Source organism: Halochromatium glycolicum, assembly GCF_016584085.1.
Classification (GTDB): domain Bacteria; phylum Pseudomonadota; class Gammaproteobacteria; order Chromatiales; family Chromatiaceae; genus Lamprobacter; species Lamprobacter glycolicus.
Genome location: NZ_NRSJ01000009.1, coordinates 98,166 through 115,885 on the forward strand (window position 1 = coordinate 98,166; position 17,720 = coordinate 115,885).

Annotated in this window: 20 protein-coding genes and 1 pseudogene; 17 read left to right on the forward strand and 4 right to left on the reverse strand. The window is 67.0% G+C overall.

Translation table 11 applies throughout. The features are described from left to right. Nucleotides 1-6: 6 nt before the first annotated feature. The 8 genes and pseudogenes from CKO40_RS07350 to CKO40_RS07385 form a co-directional block, all read left to right on the forward strand. Nucleotides 7-1,188, forward strand: coding sequence for a Card1-like endonuclease domain-containing protein (locus CKO40_RS07350; protein WP_200345551.1), 1,182 nt, complete (start codon nt 7-9; stop codon nt 1,186-1,188). A gap of 119 nt (nt 1,189-1,307) precedes the next feature. Next, complete coding sequence (cas10, locus tag CKO40_RS07355) at nt 1,308-4,022, forward strand: type III-A CRISPR-associated protein Cas10/Csm1 (RefSeq protein ID WP_200345552.1); 2,715 nt, start codon at nt 1,308-1,310, stop codon at nt 4,020-4,022. Between the two features lie 12 nt (nt 4,023-4,034). Then, entirely contained in the window at nt 4,035-4,529 is a 495-nt protein-coding gene (csm2, locus tag CKO40_RS07360) for a type III-A CRISPR-associated protein Csm2 (protein WP_200345553.1), read from the forward strand. A 25-nt stretch (nt 4,530-4,554) separates the two neighbouring features. Then, on the forward strand, nt 4,555-5,265 hold the full coding sequence (gene csm3, locus CKO40_RS07365; RefSeq protein ID WP_200345554.1) for a type III-A CRISPR-associated RAMP protein Csm3: 711 nt from the start codon (nt 4,555-4,557) through the stop codon (nt 5,263-5,265). Between the two features lie 12 nt (nt 5,266-5,277). Next, nucleotides 5,278-6,273 carry a type III-A CRISPR-associated RAMP protein Csm4 gene (csm4, locus tag CKO40_RS07370; RefSeq protein ID WP_200345555.1) on the forward strand — a complete coding sequence of 332 codons (996 nt, stop codon included), beginning with the start codon at nt 5,278-5,280 and terminating at the stop codon, nt 6,271-6,273. After that, nucleotides 6,270-7,937, forward strand: coding sequence for an RAMP superfamily CRISPR-associated protein (locus CKO40_RS07375; RefSeq protein WP_200345556.1), 1,668 nt, complete (start codon nt 6,270-6,272; stop codon nt 7,935-7,937). Before csm4 ends, CKO40_RS07375 begins: the two co-directional genes overlap by 4 nt. A 97-nt stretch (nt 7,938-8,034) precedes the next feature. Next, nucleotides 8,035-8,271, forward strand: coding sequence for a hypothetical protein (locus CKO40_RS07380; RefSeq protein ID WP_200345557.1), 237 nt, complete (start codon nt 8,035-8,037; stop codon nt 8,269-8,271). 143 nt (nt 8,272-8,414) lie between these two features. Further along, nucleotides 8,415-9,624: pseudogene (locus tag CKO40_RS07385) on the forward strand (ISNCY family transposase); the annotation flags it as partial. 189 nt (nt 9,625-9,813) lie between these two features. Here CKO40_RS07385 and CKO40_RS07390 read toward each other — a convergent pair. Continuing rightward, nucleotides 9,814-10,254 (reverse strand): putative toxin-antitoxin system toxin component, PIN family, encoded by a 441-nt coding sequence (locus CKO40_RS07390; protein ID WP_200345558.1) that lies wholly within the window; start codon nt 10,252-10,254, stop codon nt 9,814-9,816. Next, nucleotides 10,251-10,487: a ribbon-helix-helix protein, CopG family gene (locus CKO40_RS07395; RefSeq protein ID WP_200345559.1), complete on the reverse strand. Its 237-nt coding sequence runs from the start codon at nt 10,485-10,487 to the stop codon at nt 10,251-10,253. The genes CKO40_RS07390 and CKO40_RS07395 overlap by 4 nt, the downstream gene beginning before the upstream one ends. A gap of 102 nt (nt 10,488-10,589) precedes the next feature. Here CKO40_RS07395 and CKO40_RS07400 point away from each other — a divergent pair, with 102 nt between their 5' ends. The 3 genes from CKO40_RS07400 to CKO40_RS07410 all read left to right on the forward strand — a co-directional run bounded on the left by CKO40_RS07400 (nt 10,590) and on the right by CKO40_RS07410 (nt 12,448). Further along, the gene (locus tag CKO40_RS07400) at nt 10,590-11,414 is read left to right on the forward strand and encodes a hypothetical protein (RefSeq protein ID WP_200345560.1); all 825 of its coding nucleotides are present in this window, start codon (nt 10,590-10,592) and stop codon (nt 11,412-11,414) included. A gap of 10 nt (nt 11,415-11,424) precedes the next feature. Continuing rightward, nucleotides 11,425-11,631: a hypothetical protein gene (locus tag CKO40_RS07405; protein ID WP_200345561.1), complete on the forward strand. Its 207-nt coding sequence runs from the start codon at nt 11,425-11,427 to the stop codon at nt 11,629-11,631. 592 nt (nt 11,632-12,223) lie between these two features. Next, nucleotides 12,224-12,448 carry a type III-B CRISPR module-associated Cmr3 family protein gene (locus CKO40_RS07410; RefSeq protein WP_338074141.1) on the forward strand — a complete coding sequence of 75 codons (225 nt, stop codon included), beginning with the start codon at nt 12,224-12,226 and terminating at the stop codon, nt 12,446-12,448. A 2-nt stretch (nt 12,449-12,450) separates the two neighbouring features. Here the strand turns inward: CKO40_RS07410 and CKO40_RS07415 are convergent, their stop codons facing one another. Together CKO40_RS07415 and CKO40_RS07420 are read right to left on the reverse strand one after the other, a co-directional pair. Next, nucleotides 12,451-12,912 carry a type II toxin-antitoxin system VapC family toxin gene (locus CKO40_RS07415; protein WP_200345562.1) on the reverse strand — a complete coding sequence of 154 codons (462 nt, stop codon included), beginning with the start codon at nt 12,910-12,912 and terminating at the stop codon, nt 12,451-12,453. Continuing rightward, entirely contained in the window at nt 12,899-13,120 is a 222-nt protein-coding gene (locus CKO40_RS07420; protein WP_200345563.1) for a DUF2281 domain-containing protein, read from the reverse strand. Before CKO40_RS07420 ends, CKO40_RS07415 begins: the two co-directional genes overlap by 14 nt. Nucleotides 13,121-13,466: 346 nt before the next feature. On the opposite strand from CKO40_RS07420, the gene CKO40_RS25305 reads away from it, so the two are divergent. The 6 genes from CKO40_RS25305 (at nt 13,467) to cas2 (CKO40_RS07445) (ending at nt 17,330) form a co-directional block, all read left to right on the forward strand. Beyond that, entirely contained in the window at nt 13,467-13,895 is a 429-nt protein-coding gene (locus tag CKO40_RS25305) for a hypothetical protein (RefSeq protein ID WP_420827368.1), read from the forward strand. 84 nt (nt 13,896-13,979) lie between these two features. Next, a complete protein-coding gene (locus CKO40_RS25310; RefSeq protein ID WP_420827369.1) occupies nt 13,980-14,762 on the forward strand; it encodes a TIGR02710 family CRISPR-associated CARF protein in 783 nt (260 codons plus the stop codon). 67 nt (nt 14,763-14,829) lie between these two features. Next, on the forward strand, nt 14,830-15,114 hold the full coding sequence (gene cas2, locus CKO40_RS07430) for a CRISPR-associated endonuclease Cas2 (RefSeq protein WP_200345564.1): 285 nt from the start codon (nt 14,830-14,832) through the stop codon (nt 15,112-15,114). A gap of 8 nt (nt 15,115-15,122) precedes the next feature. Next, nucleotides 15,123-16,103, forward strand: coding sequence for a CRISPR-associated endonuclease Cas1 (cas1, locus tag CKO40_RS07435; RefSeq protein ID WP_200345565.1), 981 nt, complete (start codon nt 15,123-15,125; stop codon nt 16,101-16,103). Then, nucleotides 16,100-16,951, forward strand: a complete 852-nt coding sequence (locus CKO40_RS07440; protein WP_200345566.1) for a CRISPR-associated endonuclease Cas1 — start codon at nt 16,100-16,102, stop codon at nt 16,949-16,951. Before cas1 ends, CKO40_RS07440 begins: the two co-directional genes overlap by 4 nt. Nucleotides 16,952-16,961: 10 nt before the next feature. After that, on the forward strand, nt 16,962-17,330 hold the full coding sequence (gene cas2 / locus CKO40_RS07445) for a CRISPR-associated endonuclease Cas2 (protein WP_200345567.1): 369 nt from the start codon (nt 16,962-16,964) through the stop codon (nt 17,328-17,330). The last annotated feature ends 390 nt before the right edge of the window (nt 17,331-17,720 follow it).

Below are 17,720 nucleotides of genomic sequence, written 5' to 3' on the forward strand. Positions count from 1 at the left end.
CGAGCCATGCCCGTCCACGTCCTCCTCGTCTCCGAGCAAGTCCTGCAGAACCTGATCCCGGTGCTGATGGAACGCCCGCAGCAGGTGTTCCTGGTCGTCACCGCCGAGATGGCCCGCCGGCGCGCCGATCAGCGCCTGCGCCGGCTGCTGCGCCAGAGCGGTGCCGAGGTGATCGACTGCAATGACGGCCCGGACGGCGACTTCGCCGCGCTCCAGGCGTTCGCCCACCAGGTCGCCGAGCGGGTGCTCAATGCCGGTGCCGACGCCGAGATCGTGCTCAACGCCACCGGTGGCACCAAGCTGATGTCGATCGCCTTCGTCGAGGCCTTCCGCGGCATCGCCACCCGAATCCTCTACACCGACACCGCCCACCGGCGCATCGAGTACCTGCCGGCCGCGCGCGACACGCAGGCGCCGGCACCGACGCCGATGCGCGATGTGCTCGACGTGCCCGGCTACCTGCGCGCGCAAGGCTTCCAGTACCGCGGCGCCGTCTCCGCGAGCGCCGACTGGCCACCGCGTGCCGGTGCGCGCAAGGCCGCCTGCAAGTTCCTCGGCAGGCACATCGGGGAGGCGCACCTGCAGCAGTTCGTCGGCAATCTCAATGCGCTCGCCGACAAGGCGCTCGAGCGGCTTCCGGACAGCCACGAGGAACGCCTCGCCGCCCCGGTGCAATCGTTCAGCCGCGCACCGCGCGGGCGCTGGGCCGAGGCGATGGACGCGCTGGCCCAGGCCGGGGTGTTGGACTGGACGCCGGGCTCGGAGTACCTGCGCTTCACCGACCTCGATGCGGCCCATTTCGCCCGCGGCGGCTGGCTCGAAGAGTACGCCTATCACGTCGTGCACGACGCCGGCGTGCATGATGCACGCCTTGGCGTCACCGGCGTCTGGGATGACGCACAGACGATGGCCAACGAGTTCGACGTGCTCGCCTGCCACGGCAACCAGCTGCTGTTCATCGAATGCAAGACGCTGCGCTACCGCGACGAGACCGACAATGCCATCGCCTACAAGCTCGACAGCCTCGGCGAGGACGCGCGCGGGCTGTTCGGGCGCACCTGGCTGCTCTCGGCACGCGCGCCCACCGACACCCTCATCGCCCGGGCCCGGCGCGCGCGCATCCGGCTCATCGGCCCCGCTGAGCTGCAGGATCTGCGCGCGTTGGTGCGGGCGTGGAAGGCGGGCTGAGCGATGGACCGGCTTACCACAACTGTGCCGGAAGGCGCGCTCTGGCGCGCCGTGTGCGCAGCCAACGCGACGCGATCCGGCATGGCTTTCGCCACCTTTGAGAGAAGGACACCATCACGATGACTTCCGAGGACCGCCTCGCCGCCTCCTGCCGCGTTGCGCTCGCAGGGCTGATCCATGACCTTGGCAAGTTCGCCGAGCGCGCCGGCATCGACCCCGGCACCGAGCTGTTGGAATCGAATCTGCACCAGTATTCCCGCCGCCAGCAGGCCGGCGGCCGCCAATGGTTCACGCACCGCCATGCCGCCTACACCGCAGTGGCCATCGATCTGCTCGAGCGCCACTTCCCGCGCCTGAAGGGAGAGGATGTCGCGCCCTTTGCCGCCTGGGATGCCCCGGACGTCGATGATTCACTGATCAATGCCGCGGCGCGCCATCACCAACCGGAGACGGCGCTGCAGTGGATCATCGCCACCGCCGACCGGGTCGCCTCCGGCTTCGAGCGCGAGACCTTCGACCGTTACAACGACGCCGAGGAAGGGACTGCCACCGGTGGCGACCACTTCTCGGCGCGGCAACTGACGCTGTTCGAGCAGATTCGCCTCGACGGCAAGCATGACGACAGGCGCCCGCTGCAGCAGCGCTATGCGTTGCAGCCGCTCTCGCCGCGGGCGGTCTTTCCGCAACCGGCCGAAGACTGCGAGCCGCCCAAGCGCGAGCGCGCACAGGCCAAGGCGCAATACCGCGCGCTCTGGGATCAGTTCACAAAGGCCCTGGAGGCGATCCCGGCCTCGCATCAGGAGCGGCTCGATCTGTGGCTGGACCACTTCGACACCCTGTTGGCGACCTTCGCCCACAGCATCCCGGCGGCGACCGCCTTCAACGTCAAGCCGGAGGTCTCGCTCTACGACCACAGCAAGGCGGTGGCGGCGCTCGCCACGGCGCTGTGGCGCTGGCATCAGGCCCAGGACCATGAGCCCGAGGCGATCGTCGCCGCCCATCAACAGCGCGCCGATTGGGATGCGCCTAAGCTGCTGCTGATCCAGGGCGATCTGTTCGGCATCCAGGACTTCATCTTCGCCGCCGGCGGCGAGACCCAGCGCCGCGCCGCCAAGCTGCTGCGCGGGCGTTCGTTCTACGTCGGCCTGCTCACCGAGTGTGCGGCCATGCGCGTGCTCGACGCCCTGGCGCTGCCGCCAACCAGCCAGATCATCAACGCGGCTGGCAAGTTCCTGATCGTCGCCCCCAACACCGAGGCCACGCGCGAGGCGCTGAGCGCGGTGCGCCGCGATCTCGACGCCTGGTTCCTCACGCACAGCTATGGCCAGGCCGGCGTCGGGCTGGCCTGGCTGGAGGCGCGCTGTAACGACTTCCTCTGCGCGCGTGGCGACCCGAAGGACGCCCATCAGGGCTTCGCCACCCTGATGAAGCGCCTGTTCGCGCAGCTGGAACGGGCCAAGGCGCAGCGCTTCGACCTCTGCGGCGACGCGCCGCCGGCGGCGGTCTTCGCGGGCTTCCTCGATCGCTTCGACAACCAGCTCGGCGCCTGCGCTATCGACGGCCGCTCACCGGCCGAACTGAGGCTCACGGTTGCCGAGCAGGATCGGGAGATCGCCCTGAGCCGGCTGGCCAAGGACCAGATCGACATCGGCAACTGGCTGACCGCCTTCGAGCGGCTGCTGGTCACGCGCGAGGGCATCGGCAAGCACACCCTCGGCGTCGATGTCTTCGGCTATCGGATCAGCTTTACCGGTGACGAGACCGACAGCGGGCGCTTCGGCCCGGCGGTGCGCGACGGCAACCTGGTGCGCGCCTGGGACTTCAGCCTGCCGCTCGACGATGACACCCACGCGCTCTGGAACGGCTACGCTCGGCGCTCCATCAACGGCTTCATCCCGCGCTTCAGCGGCGAGCCGCTCAGCGACTATGAGCAGGAGAAGTACCGGCGCTGCGATCCCGACAGCGAGGGCGAGTTTGCCCGGGATGAGCCCAAGACCCTGAACCACCTCGCCTGCGAAGACCAGCGCCTGGAAAAACGCCACCAACGCGACGCCTGGGTCGGCATCCGCGCCCTGACCACCCTCAAGGGTGACATCGACAACCTCGGGCTGATCTTCCAGCAGGGCCTGGCCGCGCCGACCTTCGCCAAGATGGCCGCGCTCTCGCGCCAGACCAACGCCTTCTTCGCCGTTTACCTGCCGTGGCTGTGCCGGACCCGGTATCCCAATACCTACACCGTGTTCGCCGGCGGCGATGACTTCTTCCTGATCGGCCCCTGGCATTCGCAGATGACGCTCGCGCGGCAACTGCGCGACGACTTTGCGCGCTATGTCGCCGGCAATCCCGACATTCACTTCTCGGCTGGGCTCTCCATCACCAAGCCCGGGCTGCCGATCCGCCAGCTGGCGGCGCTCGGCGAGCAGGCCCTCGAGGAGGCCAAGGGCCTGCGCCCGGAGAAGAACGCCGTGACCTGCTTCGGCGAGACCGTCTCCTGGGATGATTTCGAGGCGCTGGGCAAGGCTGGAAGCGAGCTCGAGCGATTGACCGAGGAGCTTGGGCTCAGCACCGGCTACGTCTACGGCCTGATCGCGCTGATCGAGAAGGCCGAGACGGTCCACACCCATCCCGAGCACGCGATCTGGCACAGCCAGTTCGCCTACCGCACCGCGCGCATGCTCGAGCGCCTGCCCGGGCTGCGCGATCGCGCCAAGAGCGATGAGCGCCGGCGCCTGCAGCAGCGCCTGGCCCAGGTCATCGCCCAGGAGGGCATCGCGCGCTTCGGCGGCCGCTACCGGATTCCCCTCTTCACCCATCTCTACCAGACACGCGACTAGGAGCACGCACGCATGGGCGAACCCAGACATCAGCAACAGCAACGCGCACGCGGCCAAGGCGGCGGCTATCGCGGCGGGGACCGCGGCGGACGGGGGCGCGAGCAGGCGTCACTGCCCGCGCTCAAGGTCGACGATATCCGCTTCAGCGGTGACCTCGATCCTGAGCTGTTCAACGGCATCGCGAAACGCTGCGCGGCCACGATCGGCGCTAACAAGAAGCGCAACAAACCGAGCCAGTTACGCCGCTTCTACGACGAGCTGGTGATGTGGCAGACCAAGGTCGGCACCGACGATGCGCGCTTTCAGCAGGTGCGCCCCTTCATCCTGATGCTCAACGCCAAGGCCGCCTATGCCGAGGGCCGGGAGCTGGTCGATAAGAACTTCGTCGCGCTGTTGGAGCGCTGCCTGCGCCAGGCCGAGGACGCCAGGACACTCGGCTACGCCAAGCTCTTCTTCGAGGCCTTTCTCGGCTTCTACAAGGAAGAGCGCCCCGGCGAGAACAAATGACGGCCGCCGAACCAAGGAGACCCGCATGCAACTGACCCACATCCGCAAGATCACCGCCACCCTGGAGCTGCTCAGCGGCCTGCACATCGGCGGCGGCAACACCGAGATGCACATCGGCGGCACCGACAACCCGGTGATCAAGAACCCGGTCACCAACCAACCCTACATCCCAGGCTCCAGCCTCAAGGGTAAGATGCGCAGCCTGCTCGAATGGCGCGCCGGTGTCGTCGGCCTCACCAACGGCAAACCGCTCGGCTTCCAGCACGTGCGCGAGCTCGCCGGCGCGCAGCAGGCGCACGCCAAGGTGCTGCTGAAGCTCTTCGGCGGTGCCCCAGAAGGTGACCCGGACGTGGCGCTGCTCAAGGAGATCGGCCCCACCCGGCTGGCGTTCTGGGACTGCAGTCTCGATCCCACCTGGGTTGCGGAGATGGAACAGAACCATCTGCTGCTCACCGAGCACAAGACCGAAAACGCGATCGACCGCATCGCCGGCGTCGCCGAACACCCACGCAACACCGAGCGGGTACCGGCGGGCGCCCGCTTCGCGTTCCAGCTCACGCTCAAGGTGCATGGTGAGGAGGACCTGCTCGAGGAGCTGCTGGTCGGCTTCAAGCTGCTCGAGCTCACCGGCCTCGGCGGCTCCGGCTCGCGCGGCTACGGCAAGATCCGCTTCGCGGGGCTGGCCATGCAGGGCGCGGATCTGCAGACCCGGCTGGATCAACTGAGCCTCGACTGAGGGGAGCCGCGCATGGAGACGCTCACCCTGCGCCTGCACCTGCAGGCCGCGTTCGGCTCGCCGCTGCTCGGCGATATGCTGTTCGGTCAGCTCTGCTGGGCGCTGCGCAATCGCCATGGTGACGCCGCGCTGCAGGAACGGCTGGAAGGCTACACCGACGGGCGCCCGTTCGCGGTCGTCGCCGATGCGATGCCGATCGGCTGGCTGCCGCGCCCGGCGGTGCCGCTGTCGCTGTTTGCGGAGTTGGCCGAGGTCGACCGCAAACAGATCAAGAAACGCCATTGGCTGCCGGTGGCGGCCCTGGCGCAGCCGCTGGCGGAATGGCTCGCGCTCTGTCGCAGCGATGCCGAGGTGCTGGCTGACGCCGAGGCGCCGAAGGGGACGGCGGCGCGCGCGCAGGACCGGCCAACCGCCTTGAGCACCCTGCACCCACAGCCGCACAACAGCATCAATCGCCTCACCGGCACCACCGGGCGCGGCGACTTCGCCCCCTACACGCAGATGCAGCGCTGGTATGCCGAGGGTGCCGATCTGTGCGTGCGGCTGCTATACGACCCCGCGCGCATCAGCGCCGCGATGCTCACCGAGCTGGTCGAGGACATCGGCACCGTCGGCTTCGGCCGCGATGCCAGCATCGGTCTGGGCAAGTTCGCCGTCGCGCCGCTGGTGGAGCCCTGGCCGGTGCAGGCTGATGCCAACGCCTGTCTGACGCTCGCGCCCTGCGCGCCGCAGGGGCTCGGCTGCGATGCCGCGCGCAGCTTCTACGAGGTCTTCACCCGCTTCGGCCGCCATGGCGATCAGGCCGTGCAGCAGGGCAATCCGTTCAAGGCCCCGGTGCTGCTCGCGCGCACCGGCGCGCTGCTCACGCCGCCGACGGTGCCGGCCGCTCCGATCATCGGCCAGGGCCTCGGTGGCCGGGGACAGCTCTCGAAGGTCATCCCCGAGACTGTGCAGCAGGGCTATGCGCCCTGTGTTGCCGTGCATCTGCCGGAGGAGTTCGCCGCATGAGCGAGCAACGACACGACGTCCATCAGTTGGCGCTCACCGCCCTCGCGCCACTGCACATCGGCACCGGCCAGGACCTGGAGCCGACCGGCTATGTGATCGACGGCGAGGACCTCTATCGCTTCAGCCCAGAGGCGGCCCTGCGCGCGCTGCCGGCGGCGGCCCGCGACGAGCTGACGCGGATTCTCAGCGCCGCGCCGACGGTGCAGCTGATCAAGCAGGTGCAGGCCTTCTTCCACCGCCACAGCGAGGCGCTGATCGCCGAGGCCGAGCAGGCGATGCCGGTGCTGCCGCGCATCGCCGAAGAATATCGCCAACGCGTCGGCAAGACCGCGCAGCAGGAGCAGGACCGCGAGATCATCAACCAGCTGCAGATCGCCCGGACCTACACCGACGCGCGCACTGGGCGCCCCATCCTGCCCGGCAGCAGCCTCAAGGGGGCGATTCGCACGGCGCTGTTAGACGTGGAGAACGCTGGTCAGCCCCCGCAGCGCGGCGAGCGCAACCGCGATCTGCAGCAACGGCTGTTTCACTACCGCCAATTCGATCTCGATCCGATGCGCCTGGTCCAGATCGGCGACGCGCGGGATGAAAGTCCCACTGAGACCTACGCCACCGAGGTGCGCTACGCGGTCAACCGCAAGCGCGAAGCGGTGTTCAAGGAGGGTCGCGAGCTGACCGCACAGGCCGAGCGGCTGCGTCAGGTGCTCGAATGCGTGCCGCCGCTGCGCCCGCAGGCGTTTACTGGACTCTTCGGTGTGCAGGATGTCAGCGCCATCGCGAGCCGCAAGCTGCCCGACCCCAGCCTGCGCTGGACCTTCGAGGACATCGCGCACGCCTGCAATCGCTTCTATCAGCCAATCCTGAAGCGCGAGATCAAGGAGCTGGGCAACCGCGGTTATGTCGCACGAGACTGGAGCGCAACCATCCTGCAGCTGCTGCTCGCCAAACAGCCTCAGATGGAAGACGGACGGGCCTTTCTGCTGCGCGTCGGTCGACACAGCGGCGCTGAGTCGGTCACCTTGAATGGCGTGCGGAGTATCCGGATTAACATGGGTAAAGATCCGGAGACCAAGCGGACACGCTACCAGAATATGTCTTCAGCCAAGACCGTCTGGCTGGCTGCGGGTGACATCCAGCAGCGAACAGAAATGCTCCCATTCGGCTGGGTGCTCGTGGAAGCGGCGCCGATCGGCGATGCACTGCCAAGCTGGCCGCAGGGGCTGCTCGATGCGGTCGCTTCGCTGGACGGCGAGCAGGCACACACCTGGTCGCAGCGGGTCACCGAACGGCGCAACGCACTGCGCGAGGCCGCCGCCGCGCGCCGCGCGCGCGAGCAGCAATGTGCCGAAGAAGCGGCGCGGAAAGAACAAGAAGCCGCCGAGAAGGCCGCCCGGCGGGCCAACCTGAGCGACGAAGCACGCGAGCTCGAGGATCTGCGTGACCGGTTCGCCCAGGACCAAGCCGCCGGGCGCAACGAGAAGGGTGGTGAGCTGGCGAATCAGCTCGTGGCCTTGCTGGCCGAGGCCGAGCAGAATTGGTCCGGCCCGGTCTGCGGTGAGCTGGCGGACCTGGCCGAAGCGATCTACGCCTTCATCGGCTGGCCGGCCAAGAAGAAGAAACAGGCGCGCAAGGAGCAGATCGCCGCGATCCGGGCCAAGGCTTGAGTACCGCCATGGTGGTGCATGATGTGCCTGAGCAACGTCGGGCATTGGGCGATCATCCCGCCTGGCGTCGGACCTTAACGATACGAGATGTCAAATGATGCAAGCCGTACGTTTGAATGCCGTCCTGAAAGACGATCATCGCCTTCAGCTTGAGGTGCCCGAGGAGATTGCTGTTGGACCCGTTGAGGTGATCGTGTTGTCCGAAAGGGGCGCCGACTCCAAGCCCGAGCAAAGCCTCGGCGCCCTCTTCGAGGCCATCGATCAGATGCCTGGCAGCAGACACAGCCGAGACGAGATCGACCGCGCGATCGCCGACGAATCGGGCAAGCTGTGAGGTGGACCAGTCAACTACCCCGGCCTGAAGGCAGCAGTTTCAAATTTAAGGCCATGGTGTTATGAAGGACTCTTCAGAACCTACTGGAGATTGCCTTGATCCTCAAGCCGAAGTGCACGCCCGTCAACTGGACCCTAACGACGCTGGTTGCCACAATTCGGGAGGCGGTGTGCGCCCTGCCGGATGCACGCAAGGGCGGTCACAACCAGCGCTACACGATAGGCGATGCCGGCCTGGGGGCGTTCTCGGTATTCTTCATGCATAGCCCGTCGTTTCTCGATTTTCAGGTGCGGATGCAGAAGGCGCGGGGGCGGAACAATGCCAGCTCGTTGTTCGGGATTGAGCAGATCCCGAGCATGCAGCAGATTCGCAACCTGCTCGATCCGGTTTCGCCCGCCCATGTCGCGCCGGTGTTCCTGGACCTGATAGAGCCGATCGTGGCCGACGGTGGATTGGCACTCGCACCGAGTGCTCGACGGGCGGCTGCTGGTGGCACTCGACGGTACCGAGCACCATTGTTCGGAGGCGATTCACTGCCCGCAGTGCTCCACGCGCACGTTGGCCAATGGCAAGACACAGTACTACCACACGGCGCTCACGCCGGTGATCGTCGCCCCTGGGCAAAAGACGGTCCTGCCCTTGGCCCCGGCGTTCGTGGTGCCGCAGGACTGACAGGCCAAACAGGACTGCGAGCTCAACGCAGGCACGCGTTGGCTGCAACGCTGGGGTGCGCAGCTGAACGCTTGGCGCACCACCGTACTGGGCGATGATCTGTACTGCCATCAGCCGTTCTGCGAGCAGGTCTTGGCGCAGGGCTGTGAGTTCCTCTTCGTCTGTCAGCCGGGCTCCCATCCGCTGCTCTATGAGTGGGTGGCCGATTTCGAGCGCACCGGCGAGGTCGCCACCCGGGTCAAGACCCGTTGCAACGGCAAGCAGCGTTTGACCGATACGTATCGCTGGCTCAACGATCTGCCGCTGCGCGACGGCGACGATGCCTTGCGCGTCGGTTGGTGCGAACTGACCACGACCGATGCCGAGGGCAGCGTGCTCTACAGCAACGCCTGGGCCAGCTCCGTGCCGATCACGCGGGAAAACGTCGTCGCGATGGTCGCCGCGGGGCGCAGCCGCTGGAAGATCGAGAACGAACACAACAATACGCTCAAAACCAAGGGCTATCGCTTCGAGCACAACGACGGCCACGGCAAACAGCATCTGGCCAACCTGCTCGCGAGCCTCATCCTCTTGGCGTTTCTCGCCCACACGCTGCTCGATCTGTACGATCCGCGCTACCGCCACGTGCGCGACAACCTCTCCTCGCGGCGCACCTTCTTCGAACACCTGCGTGCACTGACGTTCTACTTCTCATTCGATACTTGGGAGCACCTGTTCGACTCCATGATCGAGGCCCTGCAATCCGCACAACCACAACCACGTCGCAGCGTTGGCAAACGGTAGGGACAAATTTGGAATCGCTGAGCCGGAGCTGGGCGCGGCGGATGACGATGAATCGTGAAAGAGCGAACAGATCGCCGCGTCAGCGGCTCAGTGAGCCGGAAAGTTCTCGGTGAAGCGTTCGATGTAGGTCCGGGGCGAGATGACCGAGGCCCTATCCGGCGGATGCTCGATGAGCAGGCGATCGCCTGTGATCAAGACGCTGTTCGGGTGACTTCCCAGCAGGGCCCAAAGGTGATCGTCGCCAGGATCGGGCGACGGTTGAACCGATCCCGGCTCTCGCCAGATCGCGTTGGCGACCAAGTCGGTCAGGAGCCCGTCGATCTCTCCCTCGATCAGGCCATGCCGGGTGCTGAGTCTTGGTCGGAGCAGAACGACCCGGTACTCATCAAGCAAGGCCGGAGACAAGAGATAGATAATCGAGCCCGACAGCATGCGGTCGATGATCCGCGCCACGGGGCTCCTTGCGTCTCGCGTCATCAGCCCCGCGGCGAGAACGTTCGTGTCGACGACGAAGATCGGCGGCGTCATCGTCCGCGCACGGCGCGCGTCTCCTCGACCGCTAGCCCCAGGGCGGCATCGGCGTCGAGATCCGAGCGTGAGCGCGCTTGGTCGACCAGTGATCGGGCACTCGCCTGGTCGCGAATGCCACGAAGCCGCAGGCTTTCCTCGATGATCGAGGCTATGGAACGCTGCTGCCGGGCCGCGGTTTCCTTCAGGGCGCGGTGCAGATCGTCGTTCAACGTGATGGTCAGGCGACTCATGACAGCGATCCGTTGGTGAGGACACGAGTCACATTAGCACCAAGCCACCACTCGCGCCAGCCACCCGTCGACTCTCATTCAGGACTCAGTACCGTTGCCGCCATGTCCAAGGCGACGGCAGCGCTGCGCAAGCGCTTCCCCTTCGATCGGTTGCAGATCGGGGAGGAGCCAACACCGGCCCGGGACCCGGGCCTGCGCCTGTGGTTTGCGCTGAGCGACGACGATCCTGGCGCCACGCTGGTCATTGTCGATGAGGCCTCGATGCTCGGCGATCATGAGGATCAGCAAGACCAGCTGCGGTTCGGCTCTGGTCGGCTGCTCGCGGATCTCATCGCCTACAGCCGCGTCCAGCAGCGTCTGCCCGCTGCGCGGGCCACGGGTGCCAAGCTGCTGTTCGTCGGCGATCCCTCGCAGCTACCGCCGGTCGGCGAGAACCAGTCGCCGGCACTGTCGGCGGATTACTTGAGCGAACACGATCAGCTCGATTGTCGATCCTTCGGGCTGATCGAGGTCCTGCGCCAGGCGGCGGGCAGCGCCATCCTCGCGCGCGCTCGCGAACTGCGCGACGCCTTGCAGCAGCGCGCCCTCAATCGGTTCGCGCTCCCGCCGGAAGGGGCGGCCATCCGCGACGAGCAGCCGGTGCCGCTGCGCTTCTGCAAGGCGAAGGTCGGCCTGCGGCAAGCCGACGGGACCCTGACGGCGATCGATTGCCTTCTGCTTGAGACCCTCCTGGATTCGCCCGAGCGCCCGCTCTCGGCGCTGCAGCAGCTCGCCGACTCGGAGTGGTATCGACGCTTCGCCGACGCCGCGGACCTGCCTCCGGAACCGGACGTGCGCCACGGCCGAGCCGACCCTAACCAGACGTGCTCAGATGGCGTGGGGTGTCAATCGAGGATTATCATCATCAGTGGTCGCAGAAGATCGTGACGGGGCTGCCATGTACGCTGTCGAGTTTGAGGCCGATATCCGCAATGGGGTGGTGAAGATCCCGGACGAGTTCGTTCGCCTAAAGAACACCCACGCCCGGGTGGTGGTGTTGGTCGAGGAGGCGGATGCCAACTCAGACACCCATGCGCTCTCCGACCACTCCGCGAGTACGATCGGTGACCGGCGAGCGCCCGACGAGGATGACGTATGGACTTAGCGCCGGGTGACCTGGTGCTGTGCGAGTTCTACTTCTCGGATTAGCGAACGCATAAGCGCCGGCCAGTGATCGTGCTCAAGGCCGGTTTGCCGTTCCATGATTTCGTGGGTCTCCCAGTTAGGCGATTGCCGGAAAAGCTCGTACCGAATTGCGCAGGATGTTCGTTTGCCTTCGAGGAGCGTCGCCGGGGGAGCATAGCCGGGCTATGTGACCGGCGGCGCGACGAAGAAGGCGAGCGAAAAGACCAGCAAGGCGGTATGAGCTTTGACAGAAATCGCCTTAGCAGCCAGACGGCGAAGCTGCATGACGACGAGTCCATTCTGGAGCCGTCCGATCTCGCGGCTGGGATACTTCCGAAGCGCTCGAAGGTCCTGGTTAGAAAGCCCTTCGTCACCGCCAAGATGGCCCGCCGGCGCGCCGACGCGGGGCGCGGCGCGGACACGACCGACGCGCGGCACGCCGCATTGCGGCTCGACAAGGGTTGCGCGTGGCTCGACGGCCGGCTGTTTCGCCGACGGATGGCGTCTGCCCGGCGTCGAGGCCGACGGCCGCTTCGAGCTGGGCGGCGTGCGCGCGCCTGGTCAGTGCCGCGGTGCCGCGCGCCCAGGTGGTCTCCGGTTGGGATCTGGCCAACTGGCGGCCCAAACCGGCCCAACGTGCTGCACCGAGCGGCAGCGTCTATTGGCTCGACGCGCTCGAGGCCACCCCTCAAGCGCTCGGCAAGCTTGCCGCCGAGGGCCTGTGGCCCGATCCCTGCGACGCGCCGCAACGCCGGCCCGAGGGCTTCAACCGCTTCACCTTCGCCGTCTGGCCTTGAGTTCAGCGCCCCATGCAACGGAGAGAATCGATCCGTTCGATCCTGATCACCTTCCCGAAGCGCTCGAAATCCTTAACGTTGTGGGTCAGCAGCTTAGGAATGCCGTAGGCGAGCATGGTGGCGACGACGTTAGCGTCGTGAACCTGCTTGCCGCCGACCTGGAACTCACCCATCAGCTTGAGCAGCTGAGCGGAGACCGCAGCGGTATCGTCCGCCACCTGGAATCGCTCGACGAAGCGATCGACCTGCTCGAGGATCATGCCACGGGGCAGGTTCTCGAACGCTTGGGGCCGGGTCATGGTGACCAGATACTCGCGAACGATCTGGCGGCTGATCCACATCGTCCGGCCTGCCTGATATGCAGCATTGATCGCTGCCAGCGCCGACGCATGCAGCGGTGTCTCGATGACGTTGGCATAGACCAAGACGTTGGTGTCGACGAACAGCGCCTTATCTTCCATCATCGCCGTAGATTTCTTCGCGGCGCAGGCTCAGCCCTTCGGGCCACTGGCCGACACTGATAACCGGAAACTCTCGTGCTGCGGGTGGAGCATGTGGCTTGGCTTGCGCGCGCTGCTTCAGGAAATCTACAAAATCCTCTACCTCGGCGATGCGCTCAGGCGGCAGCGAGCGGATCTTCTCCACCAGGGCCTGCATGAGCTGGGTCTGCATACTCATCCTCCACCTCTTAACCAGCGGCAGCTTTGGGATTGGCGCGCTCCTGGAAGCCGTGTTTCAGGGGCAGCAACTCAATGAAACACATGTCTGCAGGCTACGCTAGCCGATCCGCGTTCTATGAGCCAGCGGCAAGGTCTTGACCGTCGCGGAAATGCGCGGCCTCACCCGGTTCCGCCTTGCTTCGGAGCCCCACGGACGGATCTCGCCACGGAGCGCCGACAAACCTACCGTCTGAGTTGCACTTGCCGCAGAGGGCCGTCTTCGCGTTTTATCGGTCGACAATCTGACATAGAGGGGGTGCTATCGGTGCACCCAGGAACCAGAGAGCTATTGAATCGCCATGACTGAAACCGTCCTCCTCTGCACCGTCGGCGGCTCGCACCAGCCGATCCTGACCGCCATCCAGGAGCTCGCTCCCACGTTCGTGCTGTTCTTCGCCACCGGGCGTGATCCGGCGACCGGCCGGGCCGGATCGATCGAGACCATCACCGGCAAGGGTCACCCCATTGAGATGCGCCGCGGCGGGGAAGTGCTCGAGCGGCTGCCCAATATCCCGACCCAGGCCGGGCTCGCCGAAGACCGCTTCGAGGTCGTCGAGGTGCCGACCGACGATCTCGATGGGGCGGTCGCGGCGATGACCGCGGCCACCGCCGCGCTGCGCCAACGCTTCCCGGCGGCGGCGTTCGTGGCCGACTACACCGGCGGTACCAAGACCATGACCGCCGCGTTGGTGATGACCGCGCTCGAGGCCGAGGACATCCAGCTGTAGCTGATCACCGGCGACCGCGCCGATCTGGTCAAGGTCCACGACGGGAGTCAGGCGGGCCTTGCGGTCAGTGCCGAAGGGATTCGCTTGCGGCGTGGCATGCAGCCGTTCATTGCCGCCTGGCGGCGGTTCGCCTATGGCGAGGCGGCCGAGGGACTCGACCGGCTCGCGCGCCCGCGCGATGCAGGCTTGCGTGCCGAGCTGCAGATCGCGCGCGGGCTGAGTCAGGCCTTCGATGCCTGGGATCGCTTCGATCACGCCGCGGCCTGCGAGCAGCTGGAGCGCTACCGACCGCGCCTCGGCAAGGAGGCCGGTGCCGTCGTTGGCCCGCTGTTTACGGCGCTCAAGCATCTCAGTGACGAGCCGGAGAGCCCCCGGCGCACTCCGGCGCGGCTCTGGGATCTGTGGCTCAATGCCCAGCGTCGCGCGGCCCAAGGGCGCTATGACGATGCCGTGGCGCGCGGCTATCGGCTGCTCGAATGGACCGCGCAATGGCTGTTGCAGACCCAGGGCGTGGACACTAGCGACCTGCGTCCGGAGCAGATCCCGGACAGCCTCGGCATCAATGCGAATCCGGACGGCAAGCGTCAGGCCGGCCTGCGCAATGCTTGGGAGCTGGCCGCCCATCATCTCGGCGGCGAGGTGCAGGCGTTCGTCGAGGCCGAGCGCAGCCACATGCTCGAGCAGCTGAAGAAGCGCAACTACTCGATCCTGGCGCATGGCGATCAGCCGATCGCGAAAGCCGATTGGGAGGCCTTCCACAGCTGGATCGACGCCGCGCTCATCCCGCTGCTGCAGGACCAGGCTGCCCGCGCCGGCCTGAAGCGCCTCGCCCCCCAGCTCCCGCAGCAGCCGATCTGGCAATCCTGACCATCCAACCTCGGCGACAACCTTGCCGCCCCGGCAGCGGCGGCGGACCGGCGCTAGCCTGGTCCGCATGCCGCAACGCCATCTGTTCATCGCCGCCTACGACGTCTCCGACGCCCAGCGCCTGCGCGACGCCCTGAAGGTTCTCAAGGGCTACGCCAGTGGCCGGCAGAAATCGGTGTTCGAGTGTTTCCTCACTCCCGCCGAGCGCCGCGCCCTGCTCAAGGAGATCGCCGACGTGCTCGACGCGGTCGAGGACCGCTTCATGCTGCTGCGCCTGGAGCCGCGCGGCAAGGTGCGCGTGCGCGGCAAGGGCGTTAAGCCCATCGATCCACCCTGGTTCTACGTCGGATAGGCCCTGCCATGACCACGCTGTATCTCGATCGCCGCGACACCCGCCTCAAGCTCGAGGGCCGCGCGCTCGCGCTCTACGCCGACGGCGAGCGCCGCGGCACCGTGCCGCTGACGCTGCTCGACGCGGTGGTGATGCGCAGTGCCGTGACCCTGGAGAGCAGCCTGCTCGCGCAGCTGGCCGAGGCCGGTGTCAGCGTGCTGGCCTTCGGCGGACGCAACGCCAGCAAGCTCGCGGTGGTGCACGGGCGCCATCATAACGACGGCGCGCGGCGCATCGGCCAACTGCGCCGCTTCGACGACCCTGCCTGGTGCCTTCGCTGGGCGAGGACCCTGGTGCGCGGAAAGCTCCGCAGGCAACAGCGGCTGTTGGTCGAGGGCGTTGCCGTGCGGCCCGATCAGCGCTACGCATTGACCAAGGGCTATCTTGCGATTGGTCGGGCCCGCACGCGCGCCGCCGCGCCCGAGCTGACCCAGATCGACTCCCTGCGCGGAATCGAAGGCGCCGCCGCGGCGGCGTACTTTCGCGCCTATGGTGGATTGTTCGCCGAGGAGTTCGGGTTCCACGGCCGCAATCGCCGCCCGCCGCGTGACCCGGTCAATGCCGCGCTCTCGCTCGGCTATACGCTGCTGCATCATGAGGCGGTGCGCGCCTGCTACGGTGCCGGACTCGATCCGATCATCGGCTACTACCACCAGCTCGACTTTGCGCGCGAATCGCTGGCCTCGGACCTGATCGAACCGCTGCGCCCGTTGGTCGACCAGTGGGTCTGGGCGCTGTTCCGCGAGCAGGTGCTGCGCGCCGATCATTTCCGCCAAGACGGCGACACCTGCCTGCTCGGCAAGGCCGGACGCCAACACTTCTATGCCCGCTGGGAGGGCTTCGTTCGCCCGCAGCGCCGGCTGCTGCGGCGCCTCACCCGCAAGCTTGCGGTCGGACTCGCCGACTACGCCAAAGCGACGACGGCCGCACCGAAGGAGATGGACGCATGATGGTCTCGACGCGCTACTCGCCACGTCAACGCGAGCCGGCCGCGCGTCTCCGGGACGAGGCCTGCCCGCTCTACACCGCCGCCGGCAGCGACACCCGCGTGCGCCTCGACGGCCGGGCGCTGAGCATCCAGCGCGAGGCGCGCGCCGAGCAGCTCTTCCCGCTGCAGCGCATCGCGCGCGTGCACAGCGGCACCCGCGTGCAGTGGAGCAGCGAGGCGCTGCTCGCCTGCGCCGCGCAAGGGATCAGCGTCGTCTTCGTCGACGACGAGGGCGCGATCGCCGCGCGCCTGCTGCCGCGCCCGGGTGAGCGCGATGAGCTGCTGCACCGCTTCCAGGATCTGCTGCTGCTGCCGCATGCGCTCGATCGCTATGGCCACTGGCTCGGCGTCAGCCGTGCGCGCATCGCCTACTGGGCCTGTACTCGGCTCGGCGCCCCGCCGGGGGCGCGCGATCCGCGCAATGGCCGCGCCTGGATCGAGCACCAGGCTCAGCAGTACGCCGGGCGACGCGGCGCCGAGCGCACCCGCCAATGGCTGCGCTCATTGGCCTATCAATGGACCGCCGCGCACCTGAGCGACCTCGGCTTCGGTCACAACACCGAGCTGGGCCAAGCCGGCGAGCCGAGCCTGGCGCGCGACCTCGCCGAGCTGCTGATGTGGTACCTGGAGCCGCCGCGCGTCGGCTGGCTGCGCCGGCGCTTCGACGCCGCCCGCCACCGCGGCGAGCCATTGCGCCTGCCGCGCCACGTCGACACCGTGCGTCTTTTCGAGTCGCGCGCCGCGCGCGTGCTCAAGCGCGGACGCGACATCACCGACAGCCTGCACCGCTGGCTGGTCAGCGAGACCTGAGCGCAATCTGATGCCTCTCCATCAACGCCGGCCCTACCTGCTCGCCTATGACATTGCTGATCCGAAGCGGCTGACCAGGGTGCACCGCACGGTGCGCGATCACGGCCTGCCGCTGCAGTATTCGGTGTTCCTGGTGGTCGGCACCACGGGCGATCTCGACGGCCTGCTCGCGGACCTGGATCGGATCATCCATCCCAAGGAGGACGACATCCGGGTCTATCCACTGCCGATGACCTTCGATGCCGACGCCTATGGCCGCCAGTGGCTGCCGGGCGGCCTCGATCTGCCGGACGATGCGAGCCTCGTCCAGGCCCTGCTGGCGATGGTCGCCGAGCAGGACCAGCGCGCTGCGGCGCGCGAGGCGCACGCATTGACCTAGCACCCATCAATCCACCAGCACCTTAACAAGGAGCCCATGCCATGCCCAATACCCTGTTTCCCCGCTTCCGCGACGCCATTGCCCGCTATCCTGCGGCGACGCCCGCCACCGTGCTCGAACGCCAACCAAACACCCCGGCTTCGCTCCCTTGACGCTCAGCCGCCGGGCCAACTAATCTCACCCGTAGGCCCGCTGACCACGAGGTTGCTGCACGTGAACTTTTCGGTTCTCGGATTTTTCTCGAACTCCCTCTGTAGGTTCCTGCCGGGTGACCACGGGTGATTGCTCACCCGTGGTTCCCACAGATCCGGACGTGCGGAATTCCCGCATCCGGCTCCTCAGTTGAGCAGTCGCTACACAACAATCGTTGCACACCCATCGGACAAAAGC